The organism is Croceitalea sp. W27 (genome assembly GCF_055693185.1).
Genome location: NZ_CM146327.1, coordinates 3,272,990 through 3,293,055 on the forward strand (window position 1 = coordinate 3,272,990; position 20,066 = coordinate 3,293,055).

The window sequence follows — 20,066 nt, forward strand, 5'->3', positions numbered from 1 at the left end:
AATGATTGATATAAAAGTTCCTGCAAGAATTTGTTTCTATGGTGACCATCAAGATTATTTAGGCCTGCCTGTAATTGCAGGCACTATAAACAGGTTTATACAGTTAAAAGCGGTACCAAATAACACCAATAATTTTGATATTAAACTGCTAGATTTAAACGAGAGTTTGACCATAGCAGTTAATGATACTTTGGAGAACGTACAGAATGGAGATTATTTTCGGTCTTGTATGGCCGTTCTTAAGGAAAAGGGATTTGCTTTTGAACAAGGTTATGATATTGAGATTGCAGGTAATATTCCTGTAAATGCCGGACTATCCAGTTCTTCTGCTTTGGTGGTTTGTTGGCTTCGGTTTTTGGTTAAGATTCAAAAAAATACGGTTGCTGTTAGTGATATAGAATTAGGCCATTTGGCCTATGAAGCAGAAGCGGTTTACTTTAAACAGCCCGGGGGCATAATGGATCAATATACCATAGCACAAGGCGGAATGCTATTTATCGATACGGAAACAGGAAAAAGTGGTAAGCTAAGCACACAGTTAGGCACATTGGTTGTTGCGGAGTCCGGTATTTCGAAACAGACCTTAGAGGTACTCCAAAATGCTCGAGTTTATGCTCAAAACGCAGTTGAGGCGGTACAAAAAAGGGTCCCCGAATTTAAAACTATCGCTGCGACAGTTTCAGATTATGAAAAATATAGGGCCTTGGTGCCAGACAAGTTTCAAAATCATTGGTATGCGACGATACATAACTATGATATTACCAGAAAAGCACAGGCAGAACTGTTAAAAGATATCCCAGATATTAAAGTTTTGGGAGATTTAATGAACCAGCATCAAGAAATTCTTCAGAATCAGATTCAGAATACACCTCAAGAAATGATAAAAATGATGAATGCTGCAAGGAAAGCAGGTGCACTAGGTGCAAAAATAATTGGTTCTGGCGGCGGCGGCTGTATGGTGGCCATTACAACGGATGAATTAAAAAATAAGGTGATAAATGCTTTTCTTGCTTCAAACGCCGTAAATGCATATGAAGTACAACTAACATAGTTATTTATGAAGAATGAGAGTTTAGTGATAATGGCCGGTGGTGCCTCATCAAGAATGAAGCGGAGCTTGGCTTCATCTGGTTTAGATGATAAAACTTTAGCTATTGCTAAAAATCTACATAAGACCTTAATACCCTTAGGTGAAGCCCAAAAACCATTGTTGTTTTATTTGTTGAAGAATGCAATTTCTGCTAAAATTAAGAGGGTATATGTGATTACATCCCCTGAAAATGCCGCATTCAAAGAGTTCGCCAAGGAATTTTTTAAAGAGGAAGCCCATAAAAATATAAGCCTTCATTTTGCCGTGCAATATGTACCAGAAGACAGGGCTAAACCTCTAGGTACCGCCGATGCCTTGCAGCAGTGTATAGACCAATATCCTGAATTGTTAAAAGAACGATTTACAGTTTGCAATGGCGATAATCTATACTCCACCGATGCGCTTATAGATTTAAAAAAGGAAAGGACGGCACCAAATGCACTTATTAGTTATAGTAGTGCCGGATTAAATTTTTCCGACGAGCGCATCGCTAAGTTTGCCCTCATGGATATCGATGAAAATGGATTTCTAAAAGGAATTGTTGAAAAACCCAATCCGGAAGAGGTTGATGGTTATAGAGATGCTGAAGGAATTCTAAGGGTTAGCATGAATATTTTCAGTTTTTCGGGCGATGTTGTTTATCCCTATCTTGAGAATTGTTTGCTGGATCCTGTACGCGATGAAAAAGAACTGCCCCAAGCAGTAAGAAAAATGGCCGGTGAAATTGATGGTGGAATCTACTGTTACCCCAGGTCAGAAGCTATTCCTGATTTGACCGATGCCAACGATATAAAGCGATTTATAGGCTAGAATTGTTCTGGTTTAAACTATTCTAAGACTTATTTTTATCTTTATGTCATGGAGACCTATGCCAACGCCTTGCTTTATGCCATACCTTTTTTTACTGGTTTAGTGCTTGTTGAGGTGCTTTATGGTGCACTTGTTAAGAATCAGAAGCATAATGTGATGGATACTGTAAGCAGTCTGAGTTCTGGTTTGACCAACATTATAAAAGACTCTTTAGGCCTTGTTCTAGTTCTTGTAAGTTATCCTTTTTTAGCAGAAAATCTTGCGCTTTTTGACATAAAGACCACTTGGTTGGTATGGTTGATAGCTTTTATAGCAATAGATTTTGCAGGATATTGGAATCATCGGTTAAGCCATCACATCAATATTTTTTGGAATCAACATGTAATTCATCATAGTAGCGAAGAATTTAATCTCGCTTGTGCCCTAAGACAATCAATTTCAAATCTCATTGGTTATTTTGCCCTACTCCTTATTCCTGCTGCGATACTTGGCGTTCCTAATGAGGTGATAGCCATTTTGGCACCCATACATTTGTTTGCCCAATTTTGGTATCATACGCAGCATATCGGTAAAATGGGCTGGTTAGAATATGTTATTGTAACCCCTTCTCAACATAGGGTTCATCACGCCATCAATCCAGAATATATAGATAAAAATTTGGGACAAATTTTATGTGTTTGGGACAGACTGTTTGGTACTTTTCAAGAAGAACTTGAGAATGTACCTCCACAATATGGTGTGTTAAAACCCGCCGCAACATGGAATCCAATTCTAATTAACTTTCAACATTTTTGGCGATTGGCGAAAGACGCTTGGAGAACAAGAAGTATCTGGGATAAGGTTAGAATTTGGTTTATGCCGACTGGTTGGCGACCTACAGATGTTTCTGAAAAATATCCGGTATCGATAATTGAAGACGTTTATAATTTTAAAAGGTATAAACCAAAAAGTTCGAATTTGTTAAAAGGATATGCTATTTTTCAGCTATTGGCAAATACTTTTTTGTTATTGTTTATGCTCTATAATTATGCTGAAATCGACTTTAGGGAGCTGTTGTTATTTAGTGCTTTTGTGTTTATAGGCATCTTCGCATATACAAGCCTAATGGATAGAAAGGCATATGCCTTTTGGGTAGAACTTTTAAGAGGCTTAAGTGGTTTTGCTGTTCTTTTTCGAAACGGTGATTGGTTTGGGTTAAATTCTTTTGTGAGCTTTGGTAGTAATTTTATGATGGTTTACTTTATCCTAAGCATAGGATGTAGTTTTTATTTTCTTTTATTGAAAAAGAAAAGACCGAACAAGCCTTAGTTGTTTAGAAGTCTTTTTTTAGCGAAGTTTCCACCAGCTCTACATACTCTTTCATTGCTTGCTTGCGACTAATATTTTTTGCCTGAATTAGGGCATTTGCTTTGAAAGCGTTGATTAAAGGTGTTTTGCTTCCAGGGTTGTCAAAGTTTTTTTTCGCTATTTTGTAATAGGCGTAGAGTTTAAGTAGCAAATCTGCGGGTATGGGCTTTGAGTAGTTGTTTACGAAAGCAACGGCCTCTTCAAACTTTATATGTGTCTTTTCACTACCCATCTTGACTTTTAAGTGTAGCAATACACGTTTTTGCTCCTACTACTTTTTGATTTAAGTCTACTGTTATATCCGCATCTAATGGAAGAAATAGATCTACTCTTGAGCCAAACTTTATAAACCCGGCATCCTCACCTTGTGTAACTTGTTCTCCTTCTTCGGCATAATTTACTATTCTTCTGGCTAAAGCCCCGGCAATTTGGCGATAAAGAATTTCACCAAATTTAGGAGTGTGTATCACTACAGTTGTGCGTTCATTTTCAGTACTTGATTTTGGGTGCCATGCTACGAGGTATTTACCCGGATGGTATTTAGAAAAGGTGATTGTACCACTAGAAGCATATCTGGTAACATGTACATTCAGCGGAGACATAAAAATAGAAACCTGCTTTCTTTTTTCTTTAAAATACTCGGTTTCTTCTACTTCTTCAATCACAACGACTTTGCCGTCTACAGGAGCTAAAATTTCATCAAAATTTGGCGTAACCAGGCGTTTTGGGTTGCGAAAGAATTGTAGTATTAGAACAAGAACTACGAAAGCAACCAATTGAAGAGCAATTCTTAACCAATCAATAGGAACAAAGAATTGTGCCGAAAGAATGATTCCTACAGTGATAAAAAATGTAACTAAAATTATCGTTTGTCCTTCTCTATGAAACATAAGAAAATAAGTTTAAGGTCAAATATGCGAACGGCGCTGCAAAAACTAAACTATCCAATCTATCTAAAATTCCTCCATGGCCCGGTAAAATGGCACCACTATCTTTAACTCCTGCTATGCGTTTAAATTTAGACTCCAATAAATCTCCTAGTCCACCTGTTACAACAATTACTGTTGCTAAAATTAACCATTGATTTAGACTTAAAGTGGTTTCGTATTTGGCCAAAAAATAGGCCGCAATTAATGCAAAAACAAGACCGCCAAGAGAGCCCTCCACCGTTTTTTTAGGTGAAATGGATGGGTATAGTTTAGTTCGCCCTAAAGTTTTACCCACTAGATATGCAAAAGTATCACTTACCCAGATTAAAATAAAGATACCCATGATTAAAAATTGAGCAAACTTGTCGTCCTTATACGGAATCATGGTAAGGAATATGCACCCTCCGCCAATATAAAATAAACCAATAATAAATTTTTGAATGGTAGTAAAGGAGCGCTCTTTTTTTGAAAATAAGAATGTCAATAAAGCCAAATTAATGGTTATTGTGAAGAGCATTAGTAAAGTTATTAGTGCTTTGTCAGATACCAAATAGATATAGGCCCACCACAAACCGAGATAAGCTATAAAGATGTAATAGCCTCTTAAATGGGTAAGCCTTTTAAATTCATAAAGACAGGCTAGACCGAAGACCATAAATAGAAAGTCAAAAGCGTCTGAATTTAAAAAAACTGCCGAAAGTAATAAGATAACGTAGAGAACACCAGTAAGTGACCTTCTTAAAATTTCTTTCATTGATTAGTAATCTTCTAAAAGTAAAAGATATACATTTTTCGAGGCACTACCGTAAGAAAGAAAGTCATTTTTATTTTCTGCGGTCAATTGAAAGTGTTTTAGAGTGGTGATGTTATCAGGAATTTTCTTTGCGTATTTCTTTTTGATAATCTTTAAAGCCTCACTTATTGAATCTACTAATTGACTTGTGGTGGCAAATACAATAAGGTTCGATGGAAGCTCATTTAATTTCTTTTCCTCTATTTGATTAGAGCAAACTAATATAGAGCCGTTATGGGCAACCAAATGCTCACAAGTCGTAAAAAATACATCACTATCTTTTCGCTTATTGGTAAAAAGCATTTTTTCTTTTGAGAATCGCTTTTCTAGTCTTTCGTCGATACAATAGAAGAATTTATTTCTCCAATCATTTTCGGCAATAATATTTGACAATGCACCTTGAATCTCAGAAAAGTTTTCACAGTAAATAAACTTGCCCCCGTTCTTTTTAAAATAGATGGTGAACTTTTCATCGACCGGTATTTTAAGGTCGGGCATATGTTCTCCCCTGGTTTCCGTAGTTTCTTTAGAAACCTTTTTTCCTCCTCCAAAAAGTTTACCAAATAAACCCATTAGTCCGCTAGCAACGAATTAGTATCAACACTACATTTATTCACTTTCTTCATCTGTGGTCGCTTTGACCTTTTCCTCTACAAGGGCTTGCTTTTCAAAAGGTCTTTTTCCAAAGATTTTTTCTAAATCATCTTTAAAAATAACCTCTTTTTCTAAAAGTCGTTCAGCAAGTGTGGTTAATTTATCTTTGTTTTTATCCAATAAATCAATGGCACGTGCGTATTGCTCTTCTATAATTTTAGAGATTTCTTCATCAATTTTTTGAGCAGTTTCTTCACTATACGGTTTGGTGAACCCATATTCATTTTGCCCTGATGAATCATAATAGGTGATATTACCCAGCTCTTCATTAAGGCCATAGATCGTAACCATTGCCCGTGCTTGTTTGGTAACTTTTTCCAAATCGCTTAAAGCACCAGTAGAGATTTTATTGAACATTACCTTTTCTGCCGCACGGCCACCCATGGTAGCACACATTTCATCTAACATCTGGTCTGGTCTAACAATTAAGCGTTCTTCTGGCAAGTACCAAGCTGCACCGAGAGATTGTCCTCTGGGTACTATAGTAACCTTTACTAATGGCGCTGCATGTTCTAACATCCAACTTACAGTGGCATGACCAGCTTCGTGAAAAGCAATGGTCTTTTTCTCTTCTTGGGTAATTATTTTATTCTTTTTCTCGAGCCCTCCAACAATTCTATCAACTGCATCTAAAAAGTCTTGTTTGTTTACCGCTTTTTTCTCTTTTCTAGCGGCAATTAAAGCAGCTTCATTACAAACATTGGCAATATCAGCACCTGAAAAACCAGGGGTTTGTTTTGCAAGAAAGTCTAAATCTAGCGTTTCTGCTGTTTTTATTGGGCGAAGATGTACCTCGAAAATCTCTTTACGCTCTCTAATGTCTGGTAAATCAACATAAATCTGGCGGTCAAAACGCCCGGCACGCATCAAGGCCTTATCCAAAACATCTGCACGGTTGGTCGCTGCCAGTACAATTACATTTGTGTTGGTTCCGAACCCATCCATTTCGGTTAATAACTGGTTAAGGGTATTTTCACGTTCATCATTAGAACCGGTAAAATTACTTTTCCCCCTTGCACGACCTATGGCATCAATCTCGTCAATAAATATAATTGCCGGAGATTTATCTTTTGCCTGTTTAAATAAATCCCGTACGCGTGAAGCTCCTACACCAACGAACATTTCAACAAAGTCAGAACCTGAAAGTGAGAAGAAAGGAACTTTAGCCTCACCGGCAACTGCTTTTGCCAATAAGGTTTTACCTGTTCCTGGAGGGCCTACTAAAAGGGCTCCTTTTGGTATTTTTCCACCAAGCGAAGTGTATTTATCCGGATTTTTTAAGAACTCAACGATTTCTTCAATCTCTTCTTTTGCACCTTCCAATCCTGCCACATCCTTAAAAGAAGTTCTGGTATCTGTTTTTTCATCAAAAAGCTTTGCTTTTGATTTTCCAATATTGAATATTTGACCACCGGCACCACCGCCTGCACCACCTGACATTCTTCTCATAAGATAAATCCAAATACCTATAATTAAAATGAAAGGAAGTATAAAGGATAAAACATCGCCAAGATAATTTTGTTCAGTATCAAATTCTACGATTGTTTCTAAGCTATTCTCAGCTTTGATTTCATCAATCTCATTTTGAAAAATCTGCAAATCACCATATTCCAAAATATACTGCGGAACAATACCGGTATAAGGAATTAAGGGCTTCTCATTTACCTTAGCGTGAACTTTCTTTTGAAGCGCAGCTTCGGTCAAGAAAACCTTGGCCTGCCCCATATTTTTTATCACAATGATTTTTGCAATATCCCCGTTTCTAAGGTATTCTTGCAATTCAGAAGTGGTAGTTTTTTCTGTACTTGAAAAAGCACTGTTGCCTATTAATTGAAAACCAATTATCAGGGCCAGTACCACACCATAAATCCACCATGAACTAAAACGAGGTTTTTTCGGGGTATTTGAATTGTTGTCTTTTGCCATTTTTTTCTATTGATTATAGCTACTCTCTACAAGGGTTACTTTAGCGTCTCCCCAGAGGCCTTCAATGTCGTAGAAGTCCCTAATATGTTTTTGAAATACGTGTACAACCACATTTACATAGTCCATTAAGACCCATTCAGCATTTTCAGAGCCTTCAACATGCCATGGTTTGTCTTTAATAGCCTTACTTACCGTCTTTTGTATTGAAGATACGATTGCGTTGACGTGTGTGTTAGATGTACCATTGCAAATAATAAAGTAGTCGCAAACTGTATTCTCTATCTCTCTTAGATCAAGTAGGTTAATATCTACCCCTTTGACTTCTTCTACACCATGTATGATTAAAGATATTAGTTCATCTGCGCTAGCCTTGTTTTTCTGCATTCAATAATTTTAGGTTTCTACAAAGTTATTGTTTTTTTGGTTTGTCGCACTGCGTTTTTAACATTACATTCAACATTAAGTTTTCTTGCGTACCTATGTCAATAATCAAACTTAATGCCACGGACTCTACCAATGTTTATTTAAAAGAATTGGCACTATCGCAGCAGCTTGATGATTTCACGGTAGTATCTACCGAATTACAGCGCAAAGGTAGGGGGCAAATGGGGTCTGAATGGCTATCCGATAAGGGTAAAAACTTAACCGTCAGTATCTTAAAAAAGTTGAGAGCTTTTCATGTAGAAAATCAATTTGACCTAAACTGTATAGTATCTTTAAGTATATATGACGTTTTACATGAATTGACAGTGCCGAATTTAAGTGTAAAATGGCCAAACGACATTCTGTCAGGAAATCAAAAAATATGTGGAATTTTAATTGAAAATGTTTTAAAAGGAAAGCTGATTTACATGGCTATTTTAGGAATTGGTCTTAATGTAAACCAGACTTACTTTCAAAATGTAGAAAAAGCGAGTTCCCTTAAATTGCTGTTAGGTCAAAATTTTGATTTGGATGAGCTGCTAACCAAAATTTTAGATAAGCTAAAATCTTACTTTTTAATTTCTAGAGAGGAGTTAAAAACACTTTACTTAAAAGTATTATTTAGAAAAGATAAACCTTCTACATTTAAAGACCTTAATAATAGAAATTTTACAGGAATAATTAGAGGCGTTGACCCCTCTGGCAAATTACTGGTTGAGCTGGAAGGCGGCTTGTTAAAGCCATTTGATTTAAAAGAGTTGAAGATGCTGTATTAGCTGATTTTATCCATATTCGTGGACAAAGTCTCCATAAACTTTGTAATCGGACTTTTAATCATCATTGCCATCATAGCATTAAACTCCCCTTCAAAACTTAGGCTAACTTCACTTTCGTTTTCTGATAAGGCCTTAATATCAGCAGTTAACGTAAAAGGCAATTTATCACTCGCAGCTCCAAGAACAACCTTTTCGTTCGGAAATTTTTCTTTTAATCTTAATACGATTTCTGGCATGCCGCTCAATGCAAAACGAAAGGTATTTTCATCTAAAACTTCGAATTTGTCGATGTTTTCGGGCATTAGAATTTCAAAATTTTTAATATCTACTAAAAAATCAAAAACTTCCTTAGCACTTTTCTGAACGACTTTTTTATTTGCTTCTATATGCATTAAACTAGGGTTTCCATTGCGACGGATTTGTTTTCCATTGCATAAGGGTTTGTAAATTTTCTTCTTTTATATAATTCGTGTCCGAGGCTTGTTGAATTAAATGTTCATAATCACTAAGGGTATGCAGTGCTACCTCGGCATTTTTAAAATTATCGGTTGCAACTTTAAAACCATAGGTAAAAATAGCCACCATTCCCTTTACATTCGCTCCAGCATCTTTTAAGGCGTTTACAGCATTAAGACTGCTTTTACCGGTACTTATCAAATCTTCTATTACAACAATATTCTGCCCAGATTCTAAATGACCTTCTACTTGGTTTTGCCTACCATGAGATTTTGGTTCTGGTCTTACATAAATAAAAGGTAAGCCCAAGGCTTCGGCAACTAAGATACCAATACCGATGGCCCCTGTGGCAACCCCAGCGATCACATCAGGTTTTCCATAAAGGGTCTCTACTTGTTTTGCCATCTCTTCTCGAACAAAGTTTCTTATTTGAGGATAAGATAGTATAATTCGGTTGTCACAATAGATGGGAGACTGCCATCCGGAAGCCCACGTGAAAGGGCTTTCAGGTTTCAACTTTATTGCATTAATTTGCAGTAATAGTTCGGCCGTTTTCTTAGCGCTGTTCTTGTCTAAAATCATTGCGCAAATGTATAAAGTTTTTGTTAATGAATCTCCACTGATTTTAACAAATAAGAGGCCCGAGAATAACACAGGAAATGTTTTCTTAATGGAGGATGATGATATCAGTTATGCTATCACCGCTCTTTCTAAAAAAGTATTGGATGTTGCCTATATTTATGACCCTACAGAGGAAATAATAGAAAAATTCAGTATGAAGATACCTCTCGTAACTGCGGCAGGAGGAATGGTTCGAAACGAAAAAGGTAAAGTGCTTTTTATCTATAGAAATGATAAATGGGATTTACCTAAGGGTAAGCTGGAAAAAGGCGAGTCGATTGAAAAAGCGGCAATAAGGGAGGTAGAAGAAGAAACGGGAGTAAAAAATCTTGTGATCAAGAACTATTTAAAAACTACCTATCATATTTTTAAGAGAAATGGCGAGCACCGACTTAAGAAAGTAGTTTGGTTTGATATGACAACGACATATTCAGGTAAATTGATCGCCCAAAAAAATGAGGGAATTACCAAAGTAAAATGGAAAGGGTCAAAAAAAACGGTAAAGGCACTTAAAAATTCTTACCTGAATATCAAACTTCTTTTTGATGACGAGTTAATGCAATAAGATTTTTTCTGTTTCGCTATTCTTTCGAATTCTATAGATGGGATATTGCATATGCGCTTCTTCATAATATTTTGATTGTTTAAAAATCCAATCTAGTTGTGCATACCAATTTTTGGAAAATGTTTCATCTTCTTCCTTTTTTGCGTGAAAATCAGCTCGGAGTATTGAATCCTGTTCAAGTAATTTTAAAGCTTCATCTTCAAAAACATAAGGAGAAAACCCTTCTTTTTGTTGCAACACGGTATCAAAAAAATTCCAATTGAAAAATGAATCTGGTCCATTGGGCTCCAAGGTTTCTAAAAGATAGCGAACCCCTTCTTGATTCGTTGGTACCAAAAAATCACCTTTGGTAAAAGCTACTATTTTTTTAGTGCTATTCACCTTGGTATTGTAGTGTAGGTAGTGCCCTTCATAAGGATTTTTTCTGGTGTCATAAGACTCAATTTTATAAGACTCGACCGATAAACTAGTATCTTTTTCAAGCTCAAAAAATCTTATGTTATTATCGCTTAACCTATCAATAACTTTTTCCCATCCTTTTTTAAAGATATATGCAGCAGGAATTTCAACAGTATCCTGAGCCATAAAGTAGTTTTGATAAATTACTTTTTTAGTAAATGGTTTATCGCGATTGTATTTTAATCTAGGTAGACCCGTAACCGGACTGATCAAAGTGTCCGCTTGATAACCTTTAAAATCTAGAGAACTATTTTGAGTGGTATCTATCTGCCAGTTCAGGTGATACGTTTTGGTTTTGGCAAAATGCTTAAACTGTTCGACACGAAGATTTTTGATGTTTTGTTTTTCATCATTTGCAATGGCGATTGCCGATACCATTAATTCATAAGTACCTTTAACCCTTTGATTATAAGGTTTTAGCATATGTGTTTCTACCATTAAACCTAATGTATTCCATAAGGTTGTATAACCGGTTGAATATCTGGGGGCATCTAAAAATTGCGAGAATCCGGTTTCTGGAGGTCTATTAAAAACGTTGACATAGGGCGTAATATCCCAATCTTTTGTCTTTAGATGATTTTCTAATTTGGGCTGAAACTCTTTGTTGAGATATTCCCCAAGTTTTCCTCCTAATTTATTATGCTGTGTAAAAAGATGGGTAAGCGTATATTGATAATCTGCCCCGTTGCTAACATGGTTATCGATAAAAATATCGGGCTTAACAAGGTGAAAGATTTCTGCAAAGGATCGTGCATTCTTAGTATCTGCTTTTATAAAATCTCTGTTCAGATCATAATTTTGGGCGTTTCCTCTAAAGCCGTAAGAAATAGGGCCGTTTTGATTGGCTCTTGAGGTAGAGTTCCGATTTAACGCCCCACCAATATTGTAAATAGGAATGGTAGCAATTACTACGTCTTTTGGTCGTGTTATGGTTTCATTTGCCAAATCACGGAATAGAAGCATTGTAGCGTCTACACCGTCACTTTCACCAGGGTGAATGCCATTATTTATAAGTAAAACGAGCTGTTCTTTTCGAATTTTTTCGAAATTGAAATTTCCTTCAGCATTAAAAGTGACTACATGCAATGGGTAACCGCTATCGGTATTTCCGATAGTTTGAATATTAACCTCAGGGAATTCTTTGGCCAAATTGCGATAGAACTCAATGGTTTGACTGTAGGTAGCTGTTTCTTTTCCTCCTGATTGCTCAAAAACTGTTTGAAAAGAAGCATTTTGTTCTTCTTGGGTTGTTTCACAGGAAATAAATAGGAGCAGTGAGAATAAAAAAAAGTAATTTTTCATTACTGTTTTAAGATTTGAACAGGTTGAATTTCAAATCAAAAGTAAGTAAAACTTCTTTTTAAGAGGCCAAATCCATTTTGTGCAAATCTTTTAATTCAATCTTGTAAATGGGTTTGTTCACAAAATCAATGTGGTGATGTGTTTTGTCCCTAAAGCTTAACCATTTCTCTCTATCATTGGGGTCAATGGAAGAGGTTATAATATTTATTAAAATAGGTTGAGCAATATCTAAGGCGATAAATTCTTCTAAAAAGCCCCATCCATCCAATATGGGCATATTAATGTCTAAAAAGATGACTTCTGGCAGGGGTTCTCCATTTCTGAGACGTGTAACAATATCATCAATAGCTACCTGTCCATTATTAAATTCGAAGACATTACTGGTTATCGAGATTTTTGATAACATCTTTCTTATACCAAATAAGGTAATCGAATCATCATCAACTACATAGATGTTTTTAATATCCTTCATTAAAATATACTTTAAATGTTGTCCCTTTATTTACTTCGCTACAAGCCATTATACTTCCGCCCATAGCTTCTATTTGATTTTTGGTGATGTAAAGCCCAATACCTCTAGCATCCTCATTGTTGTGAAATGTTTTATACATGCCAAAGAGTTTATCGCCATTCTTCTTTAAATTTATTCCAATTCCATTATCTGCAATACTAAGAATCACTTTATCGTCAGTTCTTTTGGCCGTAATGGTAATCTTCGGATTTCTATTTGGATGCTTGTACTTTACCGCATTGGTCAGCAAATTTAGAATGATGCTCTCAATATATGCAGGTATACCGTGAACATTAAGGTTTTTAGGAATGGTGTTTTCATATTGTACTTTGTTTTTTTGGAATAGTGCAATAAGATTTTCATGAACTGAATCAAAAGACGACTTTAGGTTTATGCTTTCTCTGGTTACATTAGTGTTGGTATTGATTTTAACTACTTCATTTAAATTGTCTAGTGTGCCTAAAAGATTGTTAGATGCTTTTGATAGCATTTTTACAATTCTGTCTTTTTCACTTTCGTCTTTTTCATTTGTCAAGAATTCTAAGAGCATTGAAAAATTAGCCGTGTGCGATCTTAAATTATGTGATACGATATGCGCGAAATTTACCAACTTTTTATTTTGTACCGAGGTTACATCAATTAAATGCCTTAGCTCATGCTCTTTTTGTTTTAAGGTAGAAATATCCATACTAATACCTAAAAGGGCATAAGTCTGGCCTCTAACATCTGTTAACGGAATTTTTGATACCAAAAGAGGCACTTCGGTGCCATCTTTTTTTCTTAACAACTCCTCTTTTGCTAGAATTGGAGTTTGATTTTTCATAATCTGTAAATCTTCCTCACGCAGAATTTTGGCCATTTTCTCATCGTATAGGTCGAAGTTATTCTTACCTAGTATTTCATTGGGGTCACTAACACCAAGAAAATCACATTCTGCTTTGTTGACCAATATTTTTCGTGATTCTATATCCTTTATATAAACATTTAAAGGCAGGTTATCAACTAGGGTATGAAGTAATTTTTCATTTTCCCTTACTTGAATTTCAGATTTTACTTGTTCATCAATATCTTGAAAAGTACCTAAAAGCTTTACGATTTTTCCGTTTTTATAGAGCGGTTTGCCAGATGAAAGTACCCATCGTTCGTTCCCTTTCTGAGTTACTATTTGCAATCGCTCTTGAAATTTATTGCCGGTTTCCATAGAATTATGGACCAACATTGAGATTTTGTTACGACTATGCCCTAATTTGTAAAATTCTATTGCAGTTTCTACATCAGGTTTATAGTCTTCGGGAACTTCATGGATTATTTTTGTCATTTTCGACCAAGAAAGTGTATTGCTTTCTAGATCATATTCCCATGTGCCTACTTTTGAGATTTCTGATTTTGTTTCTAAGAGTGTTCTTAGTTTTTCTATTTGAAGCTCTCTTTTAAAAGTTTCGCTAATGTCCTTGGCGGTTACAATTACTCCTATTATATTTTTCTCAACGCTACGATAGGGTTTAAACGTCCAAAGCATATGTTTGAGAATAGTTGTGTCACTTACGGCACACCGGTAGGTTATTTCTTTTCCGTAGGTCAGACAGTTATTGAGCAGGTCAAACCATTCACCATTATTAGCTTTAAAACATTCTAGCTGGTCGTTATTTTTTGTGTTTTGGTTCAAAAAAGAAAACACAGTTTTCCAACCCTGTGAAGTACATATAAAGTTAAGGTTCTTATCCAATAAAGCAGTGGCGTTGGGCAATTGCTTTATTAGATTGGTATAACTAGTATCTAATGAGTTCGCTGTATTTGGGATGTAGGTATTGATAGGTTGTGTATAAGTAATTTCTTACTAAATTATAGGTTCGTTCAAACCCACCCTAGATAATGTTGTGAACTCGCTACATTTTGTGGTATATGTAAGAAAAAACTTTAAAAATGTAAAAAACTAAAGATTACTAGCGCTTTGCCACTACTGTTTCTGGTACTAAAAGGGTGTAATCTCCACCATTTCTAATTACATCACGAACAATAGAAGAACTTATATACGATTTGCCCGAAGATGTTAATAAGAAAACAGTTTCTATTTCTGAGAGGTGTCTGTTCGTATGGGCGATTGCTTTTTCAAATTCGAAATCCGCCGGATTACGGAGTCCTCTTAAAATAAAACCAGCATTGATTTCCTTACAGAAGTCTACTGTTAAACCTTTATAGGTAACTACCTTTATTTTAGGCTCATCTTTAAAGGCCTCTTCAATAAACCTTTTGCGCTCTTCTAATGAGAACATGTATTTTTTATCGGCATTGATTCCAATGGCAATGTAGAGTTCATCAAAAACTGTAATTCCTCTCTTAATAATATCATAATGGCCAAGGGTAAGTGGGTCAAAAGATCCAGGAAAAATTGCTCGCTTCATCTTAAATACTATTGTTTACTAAAATTACGTAATTATTTCTTCAGGGCTTCTTCTAGGGCACTTTCAAAAAGCTCTGGTAAATCGATACCATGAATATTGGCTTGTTGCGGTAAGATGCTTTCTTCCGTTAGTCCTGGTGTGGTGTTAACCTCGATTAAATAAGGTTCATCACCGATAAAAATGAATTCGCTTCTAGAAAATCCTTTTAGTTTTAAAGTTTTGTAGATATACCTCGCTACTTCAGTAACGTTATTCTGTTTTTTTTGTGAAATTCTAGCCGGAGTAATCTCTTGAGATTTTCCTTCGTATTTTGCTTCATAGTCGAAAAAATCATTTTCACTCACGATTTCAGTAATCGGCAATACTGTTACCTCTCCCTTAAAGGTAATTACACCAACGGAAACCTCAGTTCCGTCAAGAAAGGATTCAATAATAATTTCATCATCTTCATTGAAGGCTTTTTTTATGGCTACTCCGAGTTTACTTTCTTCATATACTTTCGAAATACCAAAACTGCTTCCGGCCTTATTGGCCTTTACAAAACAGGGTAGGCCAACTTTCTCTAAAATAGCGGTTGCATCCACAACATCACCCAAATTTAAAAAATATGATGTCGCACATTTAATACCATAGGGCTTTAGAACACTTAAAAGATCTCGTTTGTTAAAGGTCAAGGCAGACTGGTACGAATCACATGAGGTGTGGGGAATATTCAAAAGTTCAAAGTAAGCTTGCAAAATGCCATCTTCCCCAGGCGTACCATGCACCGCATTAAAAACTACATCGAATTTTATTTTTTCGTCATTTAATTGAATACTAAAATCATTTTTATTTACATGGTGTTCTATTTTGTTCTCATCAAGATAATACCATGAATGTTTTGTAATATAGATAGGGTAAGAGTTATACTTTTTACTATTTAGATGTTTATGCACAACACTTCCACTTTTTATAGAGATACCATACTCACTTGAAAAGCCGCCCATTATAATGGCTACGTTTTTTTTCATTAATACACTTTATAACTCTTCTAATTGGAGGTCTATACAATGCCTTCAACCAGAATAATAAACATTCGATTTTTACAGTTCTATGATTTAGATTCAAATATCACAAGCCCAAAGTAAAGAAAAAAGAGGGGTTTCTTTTATATTTGTTCGGTTAACAGTTTTTCATGAAACATTTTTTTCAGTTTTTAAAGAGCAAAACTTTTTTAATTCAACTAGGGCTTGCAGTGATTGTGCTGCTTTTGCTGGTTTTTTTAACCCTGCAGTGGTTGAAGAGTGAGACCAATCACGGAGAATTTGTTGAAGTGCCCGATTTTGCTAAAATGTCCGTTCAAGAAATGCGAAAAGCGGCTGAAGATGCCGGGCTCAGATACGAGGTTTTGGACTCTACAAATTACAATCCAGAATTCCCGAGGTTTTCTATTCTAGAACAAGACCCTGTTGCTGGCAGTAAGGTAAAGGATAATCGAAAAATATACTTTACCGTAAACCCATCAGGTTATAAGAAAGTCACTATTCCTGATATTATACAGGTTACCAAGAGAAATGCTACCTCACGTTTAAGAGCGGTTGGGTTGGACGTTCAAAGGGTGACTTATATTGACGAGCTTGGAAAAGATATGGTCTACCGAATGAAATACAAGGGAAAATATGTAAACCCAGGTGACAAACTTCCGAAAACCTCAAAGTTAGAATTGGTGTGCGGTAATGGCACCATAACCCAACAGGCGCGCATTCAAGCGGATTCTAATTAATATGAGCGCCGACCAAAACCTAGAAGAACCGCAAGAAGAGCTTTATGAGCATCATAAATTCAGCGCAACAAAGGGTCAAGAACCTTTGCGCGTTGATAAGTTTCTCATGAATTTTATTGAAAATGCGACCAGAAATAAAATTCAAAAAGCGGCAAAAGATGGTAATATTTGGGTCAATAATCAGATTGTTAAGCAAAATTACAAGGTAAAGGCGGGTGATGAGGTTCGCGTTTTGTTTACACATCCACCTTATGAATTCTTACTTACTCCAGAAAATATTCCTTTAGATATTGTTTATGAAGACGAGGTACTTTTAGTGGTAAACAAGCCAGCAGGTATGGTAGTTCATCCTGGGCATGGCAACTATTCGGGAACTCTGATTAATGCCTTGGTCCATCATGTTAAAAATTTGCCCAATAACAGCTCGGAACGCCCCGGTTTGGTGCATCGAATCGATAAAGATACTTCAGGACTTCTAGTTGTAGCAAAAACAGAAGCTGCAATGACCTATCTATCTAAACAGTTTTTCGAAAAAACCAGTGAACGAGAATATATAGCCTTGGTTTGGGGTAATGTAGCGGATGATGAAGGTACAATAGAAGGTAATTTGGCCCGCCACCCTAAAAACAGGCTACAAATGGCTGTTTTTCCTGAGGGAGATGAAGGTAAAGAAGCGGTAACGCACTATAAAGTACTAGAGCGGTTAGGTTATGTCACTTTGGTTTCATGTAAATTAGAAACGGGCAGAACGCATCAGATTAGAGTTCATATGAAGTATATTGGTCATACCTTATTCAACGATGAGCGTTACGGAGGTGATAAAATTCTTAAAGGAACAACATTCACGAAATACAAACAGTTTGTGGAGAATGCTTTTAAAATTCTACCAAGGCAAGCCTTACACGCAAAGACACTTGGCTTTAAACATCCGGTTTCGGGTGAACTCATGCAGTTCAATTCTGAAATACCACAAGATATGCAACAATGTATAGAGAAGTGGCGTAAGTATGCCCAACATGCCGAATAATATAAGTTCTCTCAATCCTTACATAACGAAGTCCTGTTAAAGTGTATACTTTATTACAGATTTTGGTTTTATTTTTGACTTAAAACGAGAAGGAAATGAAAATTGTTATTTCACCGGCAAAATCGCTAGATTTTGAAACGAAGCTGCCCACAGAAGAGTTTAGTACCCCGCAGTTTATTGAGCAGTCGACTAAACTCAATAAGGTTTTAGCCAAAAAGAAGCCTAAAGCGCTTTCAGCACTGATGTCTATTTCTGATAATTTAGCGCAATTGAATTGGGAGCGTAATCAAAAATTTTCAACTCCTTTTACTCCAAAAAATGCACGCCCCGCGGTTTTTGCTTTTAATGGTGATGTATACCAAGGTTTAGATGCCTATACTTTACCTAAAGAAAAACTGGCCGATCTTCAAGATACTTTAAGAATATTATCTGGTCTATATGGCATACTTAGACCGCTTGATTTGATGCAGCCTTATAGACTTGAAATGGGAACACAACTCAAAATCGGTCGTAAAAAAAACTTATATGAGTTCTGGAAAGAACAATTGACGGAACATTTGAATACCGAGTTAGAAGATAATGAGCTTTTTGTAAACCTTGCCAGTAACGAGTATTTTGGGGCTGTAGATGAGAAAAAACTAAAAGTACCCGTAATCACACCTATTTTTAAAGATTGGAAGAACGATAAGTTGAAAGTAATTAGCTTTTTTGCCAAAAAAGCCAGAGGTTCTATGGTACGTTATATTTTAGATACCGAGGCAAAAACCATAGAAGATATTAAGTCTTTTAATTATGATGACTACGAATTTAGTCAGGCCCATACGCTAAAAGAGAACGAACCGGTTTTTATAAGATAGAATAAATTCTTTTTCTAAACGTTCTTTAGTTAAAGAGCAATTATCATGAAAAAGATACTTCTTTCGATAACCTTAACAGTTCTCTTAGCTTTTGCTTGCACGGATAGAGATGATGAATTGTTAGGGCCAAATATTCGTATCAATAATAAAAGTGGAGTAAATTTTACTAGTGTTCAGGTTAGGGTCGACACTTTGATTTTTGAAAACATTCCTTCGGAAGGTTTTTCGAATTACTTACCTTTCGAAATTGCATATGCGGCAGATACTTTGATAATTGAAACCGATTCTACGCAGTTTAATTTTACACCGCCAGATAGTATTATTGGCAACCCACTACCTTTAGGACTTTATACCTACGAACTCAGTTTTTCCGAAGAAGGTGAGGTTTTATTTAATTTTAGGGTAGATTAGTTTATTTCGCCCTTGGTGTTCCCAATTTTTCTTCAATAGTAGTGCGTTTCTTTATTTTACGTTTGCGTCTTGCACCGTAGGTTTTGTTTGCAATTTTGCCTCGTTTTGTTTTTACATCTCCCTTGCCCATAGTTCTTCTATTATTAGTTTGATTTAATATAAGAAAAAGTACGACTTTTACAAGGTTAGTTTCCTTTCATAATTATGTCTAACCTATTTAAGCACGAGCATCCTTATCCACCTTTTTTGTTTAAAGGAGTTAAAAAACTGATTGTCGGTACGCTTCCACCGCCAAGATTTACCACCAGAGAACTAAAAGAACGAGATGTTGATTTCTGTTACGGTAGCCGTGATGGCCAACTGTGGCCCATATTAAACGAAATTTTTCAACTCAATCTAACTTTTGAAACTACAAAAGAAGCTGTTAAGGAAAGAAAAGAATTTTTAGTAAAAAATAAAATAGGCATCTGCGATATTGTAAATAGTGCTGAGCGCGAAAAGATTGATGCTTCCGATTTAGGAATGCAAAATGTGCAACTTCGAGACATTTTTGCTTACTTAGAAAAGTACCCTACTGTAAATAAACTACTATTTACCGGTGGTAATAGCAAGAATGGTCCAGAATATTTCTTCAGAAAGCTTTTAAAAGAAAACCAGGTGAAGTTTAAAGTGGTTTCTAATGAAGTTCCAAGAATACATCAATTTACACATCCCATCACTAAAAAAATTATAAAAACCGTTTCATTGACAGCCCCTTCTGGAGCGGCAAATCGAGCCGTAGGAAGCTTACAGGCTTATAAAGATTTAAAAAACAAGAATCCTGATTTTAACACCTTCGATTTTAGGGTGCTGCAGTACCAAGAACATTTTCTACGATAACGTTTTCGCTTGTTAAGATTAGTCAATCTCTACTCTAAAAATGTGATTTGGCTTTAAATTAATAAC

Annotated in this window: 24 protein-coding genes; 10 read left to right on the plus strand and 14 right to left on the minus strand. The window is 35.8% G+C overall.

The genetic code is table 11. The features are described from left to right. Position 1: 1 nt before the first annotated feature. Genes ACZ1GR_RS14755 through ACZ1GR_RS14765 form a run of 3 tightly spaced genes read left to right on the plus strand, consistent with a single transcriptional unit; the run spans position 2 to position 3,208 of the window. On the plus strand, positions 2-1,051 hold the full coding sequence (locus tag ACZ1GR_RS14755) for a GHMP family kinase ATP-binding protein (protein ID WP_472609665.1): 1,050 nt from the start codon (positions 2-4) through the stop codon (positions 1,049-1,051). Between the two features lie 6 nt (positions 1,052-1,057). Next, complete coding sequence (locus ACZ1GR_RS14760) at positions 1,058-1,900, plus strand: sugar phosphate nucleotidyltransferase (RefSeq protein WP_472609666.1); 843 nt, start codon at positions 1,058-1,060, stop codon at positions 1,898-1,900. Positions 1,901-1,948: 48 nt separating this feature from the next. Further along, complete coding sequence (locus tag ACZ1GR_RS14765; protein WP_472609667.1) at positions 1,949-3,208, plus strand: sterol desaturase family protein; 1,260 nt, start codon at positions 1,949-1,951, stop codon at positions 3,206-3,208. A 4-nt stretch (positions 3,209-3,212) separates the two neighbouring features. Here the strand turns inward: ACZ1GR_RS14765 and ACZ1GR_RS14770 are convergent, their stop codons facing one another. The 6 genes from ACZ1GR_RS14770 to rsfS are packed head-to-tail and all read right to left on the minus strand — an operon-like array spanning position 3,213 to position 7,933. Next, positions 3,213-3,479, minus strand: coding sequence for an acyl-CoA-binding protein (locus ACZ1GR_RS14770; RefSeq protein WP_472609668.1), 267 nt, complete (start codon positions 3,477-3,479; stop codon positions 3,213-3,215). Next, on the minus strand, positions 3,472-4,137 hold the full coding sequence (locus ACZ1GR_RS14775) for a phosphatidylserine decarboxylase family protein (RefSeq protein ID WP_472609669.1): 666 nt from the start codon (positions 4,135-4,137) through the stop codon (positions 3,472-3,474). The genes ACZ1GR_RS14770 and ACZ1GR_RS14775 overlap by 8 nt, the downstream gene beginning before the upstream one ends. Then, on the minus strand, positions 4,127-4,930 hold the full coding sequence (locus ACZ1GR_RS14780) for a phosphatidate cytidylyltransferase (protein WP_472609670.1): 804 nt from the start codon (positions 4,928-4,930) through the stop codon (positions 4,127-4,129). The genes ACZ1GR_RS14775 and ACZ1GR_RS14780 overlap by 11 nt, the downstream gene beginning before the upstream one ends. 3 nt (positions 4,931-4,933) lie before the next feature. Then, the gene (locus tag ACZ1GR_RS14785; RefSeq protein ID WP_377764819.1) at positions 4,934-5,542 is read right to left on the minus strand and encodes an LUD domain-containing protein; all 609 of its coding nucleotides are present in this window, start codon (positions 5,540-5,542) and stop codon (positions 4,934-4,936) included. A 36-nt stretch (positions 5,543-5,578) separates the two neighbouring features. Further along, positions 5,579-7,549: an ATP-dependent zinc metalloprotease FtsH gene (gene ftsH, locus ACZ1GR_RS14790; protein WP_472609671.1), complete on the minus strand. Its 1,971-nt coding sequence runs from the start codon at positions 7,547-7,549 to the stop codon at positions 5,579-5,581. A 6-nt stretch (positions 7,550-7,555) separates the two neighbouring features. Next, positions 7,556-7,933 (minus strand): ribosome silencing factor, encoded by a 378-nt coding sequence (rsfS, locus tag ACZ1GR_RS14795; protein WP_377764821.1) that lies wholly within the window; start codon positions 7,931-7,933, stop codon positions 7,556-7,558. A 95-nt stretch (positions 7,934-8,028) separates the two neighbouring features. Between rsfS and ACZ1GR_RS14800 the strand changes: the two genes are divergently transcribed. After that, positions 8,029-8,748, plus strand: a complete 720-nt coding sequence (locus tag ACZ1GR_RS14800) for a biotin--[acetyl-CoA-carboxylase] ligase (protein ID WP_472609672.1) — start codon at positions 8,029-8,031, stop codon at positions 8,746-8,748. Here ACZ1GR_RS14800 and ACZ1GR_RS14805 read toward each other — a convergent pair. Both ACZ1GR_RS14805 and pyrE read right to left on the minus strand, forming a co-directional pair. Further along, positions 8,745-9,140, minus strand: coding sequence for an SRPBCC family protein (locus ACZ1GR_RS14805; RefSeq protein ID WP_472609673.1), 396 nt, complete (start codon positions 9,138-9,140; stop codon positions 8,745-8,747). The two genes, ACZ1GR_RS14800 and ACZ1GR_RS14805, sit on opposite strands and share 4 nt — an antisense overlap. Positions 9,141-9,144: 4 nt before the next feature. Beyond that, entirely contained in the window at positions 9,145-9,786 is a 642-nt protein-coding gene (gene pyrE / locus ACZ1GR_RS14810; RefSeq protein WP_472609674.1) for an orotate phosphoribosyltransferase, read from the minus strand. A 7-nt stretch (positions 9,787-9,793) separates the two neighbouring features. On the opposite strand from pyrE, the gene ACZ1GR_RS14815 reads away from it, so the two are divergent. Next, on the plus strand, positions 9,794-10,390 hold the full coding sequence (locus tag ACZ1GR_RS14815) for an NUDIX hydrolase (protein WP_472609675.1): 597 nt from the start codon (positions 9,794-9,796) through the stop codon (positions 10,388-10,390). Here ACZ1GR_RS14815 and ACZ1GR_RS14820 read toward each other — a convergent pair. From ACZ1GR_RS14820 to ACZ1GR_RS14840, 5 genes are all read right to left on the minus strand, one after another. After that, complete coding sequence (locus ACZ1GR_RS14820; RefSeq protein WP_472609676.1) at positions 10,379-12,151, minus strand: M14 family metallopeptidase; 1,773 nt, start codon at positions 12,149-12,151, stop codon at positions 10,379-10,381. The two genes, ACZ1GR_RS14815 and ACZ1GR_RS14820, sit on opposite strands and share 12 nt — an antisense overlap. A 58-nt stretch (positions 12,152-12,209) precedes the next feature. Further along, on the minus strand, positions 12,210-12,623 hold the full coding sequence (locus ACZ1GR_RS14825) for a response regulator (protein ID WP_472609677.1): 414 nt from the start codon (positions 12,621-12,623) through the stop codon (positions 12,210-12,212). Next, positions 12,610-14,409: a PAS domain-containing sensor histidine kinase gene (locus ACZ1GR_RS14830; protein ID WP_472609678.1), complete on the minus strand. Its 1,800-nt coding sequence runs from the start codon at positions 14,407-14,409 to the stop codon at positions 12,610-12,612. Before ACZ1GR_RS14830 ends, ACZ1GR_RS14825 begins: the two co-directional genes overlap by 14 nt. A 196-nt stretch (positions 14,410-14,605) precedes the next feature. Further along, positions 14,606-15,064: a pantetheine-phosphate adenylyltransferase gene (gene coaD / locus ACZ1GR_RS14835; protein WP_472609679.1), complete on the minus strand. Its 459-nt coding sequence runs from the start codon at positions 15,062-15,064 to the stop codon at positions 14,606-14,608. 32 nt (positions 15,065-15,096) lie between these two features. Next, positions 15,097-16,074 (minus strand): D-alanine--D-alanine ligase, encoded by a 978-nt coding sequence (locus ACZ1GR_RS14840; protein ID WP_472609680.1) that lies wholly within the window; start codon positions 16,072-16,074, stop codon positions 15,097-15,099. Positions 16,075-16,238: 164 nt separating this feature from the next. Here ACZ1GR_RS14840 and ACZ1GR_RS14845 point away from each other — a divergent pair, with 164 nt between their 5' ends. The 4 genes from ACZ1GR_RS14845 to ACZ1GR_RS14860 all read left to right on the plus strand — a co-directional run bounded on the left by ACZ1GR_RS14845 (position 16,239) and on the right by ACZ1GR_RS14860 (position 19,121). After that, a complete protein-coding gene (locus ACZ1GR_RS14845) occupies positions 16,239-16,826 on the plus strand; it encodes a PASTA domain-containing protein (RefSeq protein ID WP_472609681.1) in 588 nt (195 codons plus the stop codon). 1 nt (position 16,827) lies between these two features. Further along, positions 16,828-17,853, plus strand: a complete 1,026-nt coding sequence (locus tag ACZ1GR_RS14850) for an RluA family pseudouridine synthase (protein WP_472609682.1) — start codon at positions 16,828-16,830, stop codon at positions 17,851-17,853. Between the two features lie 95 nt (positions 17,854-17,948). Then, entirely contained in the window at positions 17,949-18,710 is a 762-nt protein-coding gene (gene yaaA, locus ACZ1GR_RS14855) for a peroxide stress protein YaaA (protein ID WP_472609683.1), read from the plus strand. Between the two features lie 45 nt (positions 18,711-18,755). Further along, positions 18,756-19,121 carry a hypothetical protein gene (locus ACZ1GR_RS14860; RefSeq protein WP_472609684.1) on the plus strand — a complete coding sequence of 122 codons (366 nt, stop codon included), beginning with the start codon at positions 18,756-18,758 and terminating at the stop codon, positions 19,119-19,121. Position 19,122: 1 nt separating this feature from the next. Here the strand turns inward: ACZ1GR_RS14860 and ACZ1GR_RS14865 are convergent, their stop codons facing one another. Beyond that, positions 19,123-19,251: a 30S ribosomal protein THX gene (locus ACZ1GR_RS14865; protein ID WP_472609685.1), complete on the minus strand. Its 129-nt coding sequence runs from the start codon at positions 19,249-19,251 to the stop codon at positions 19,123-19,125. Positions 19,252-19,325: 74 nt separating this feature from the next. On the opposite strand from ACZ1GR_RS14865, the gene ACZ1GR_RS14870 reads away from it, so the two are divergent. Continuing rightward, positions 19,326-20,000, plus strand: a complete 675-nt coding sequence (locus ACZ1GR_RS14870) for a uracil-DNA glycosylase family protein (protein WP_472609686.1) — start codon at positions 19,326-19,328, stop codon at positions 19,998-20,000. Positions 20,001-20,066: the final 66 nt, after the last annotated feature.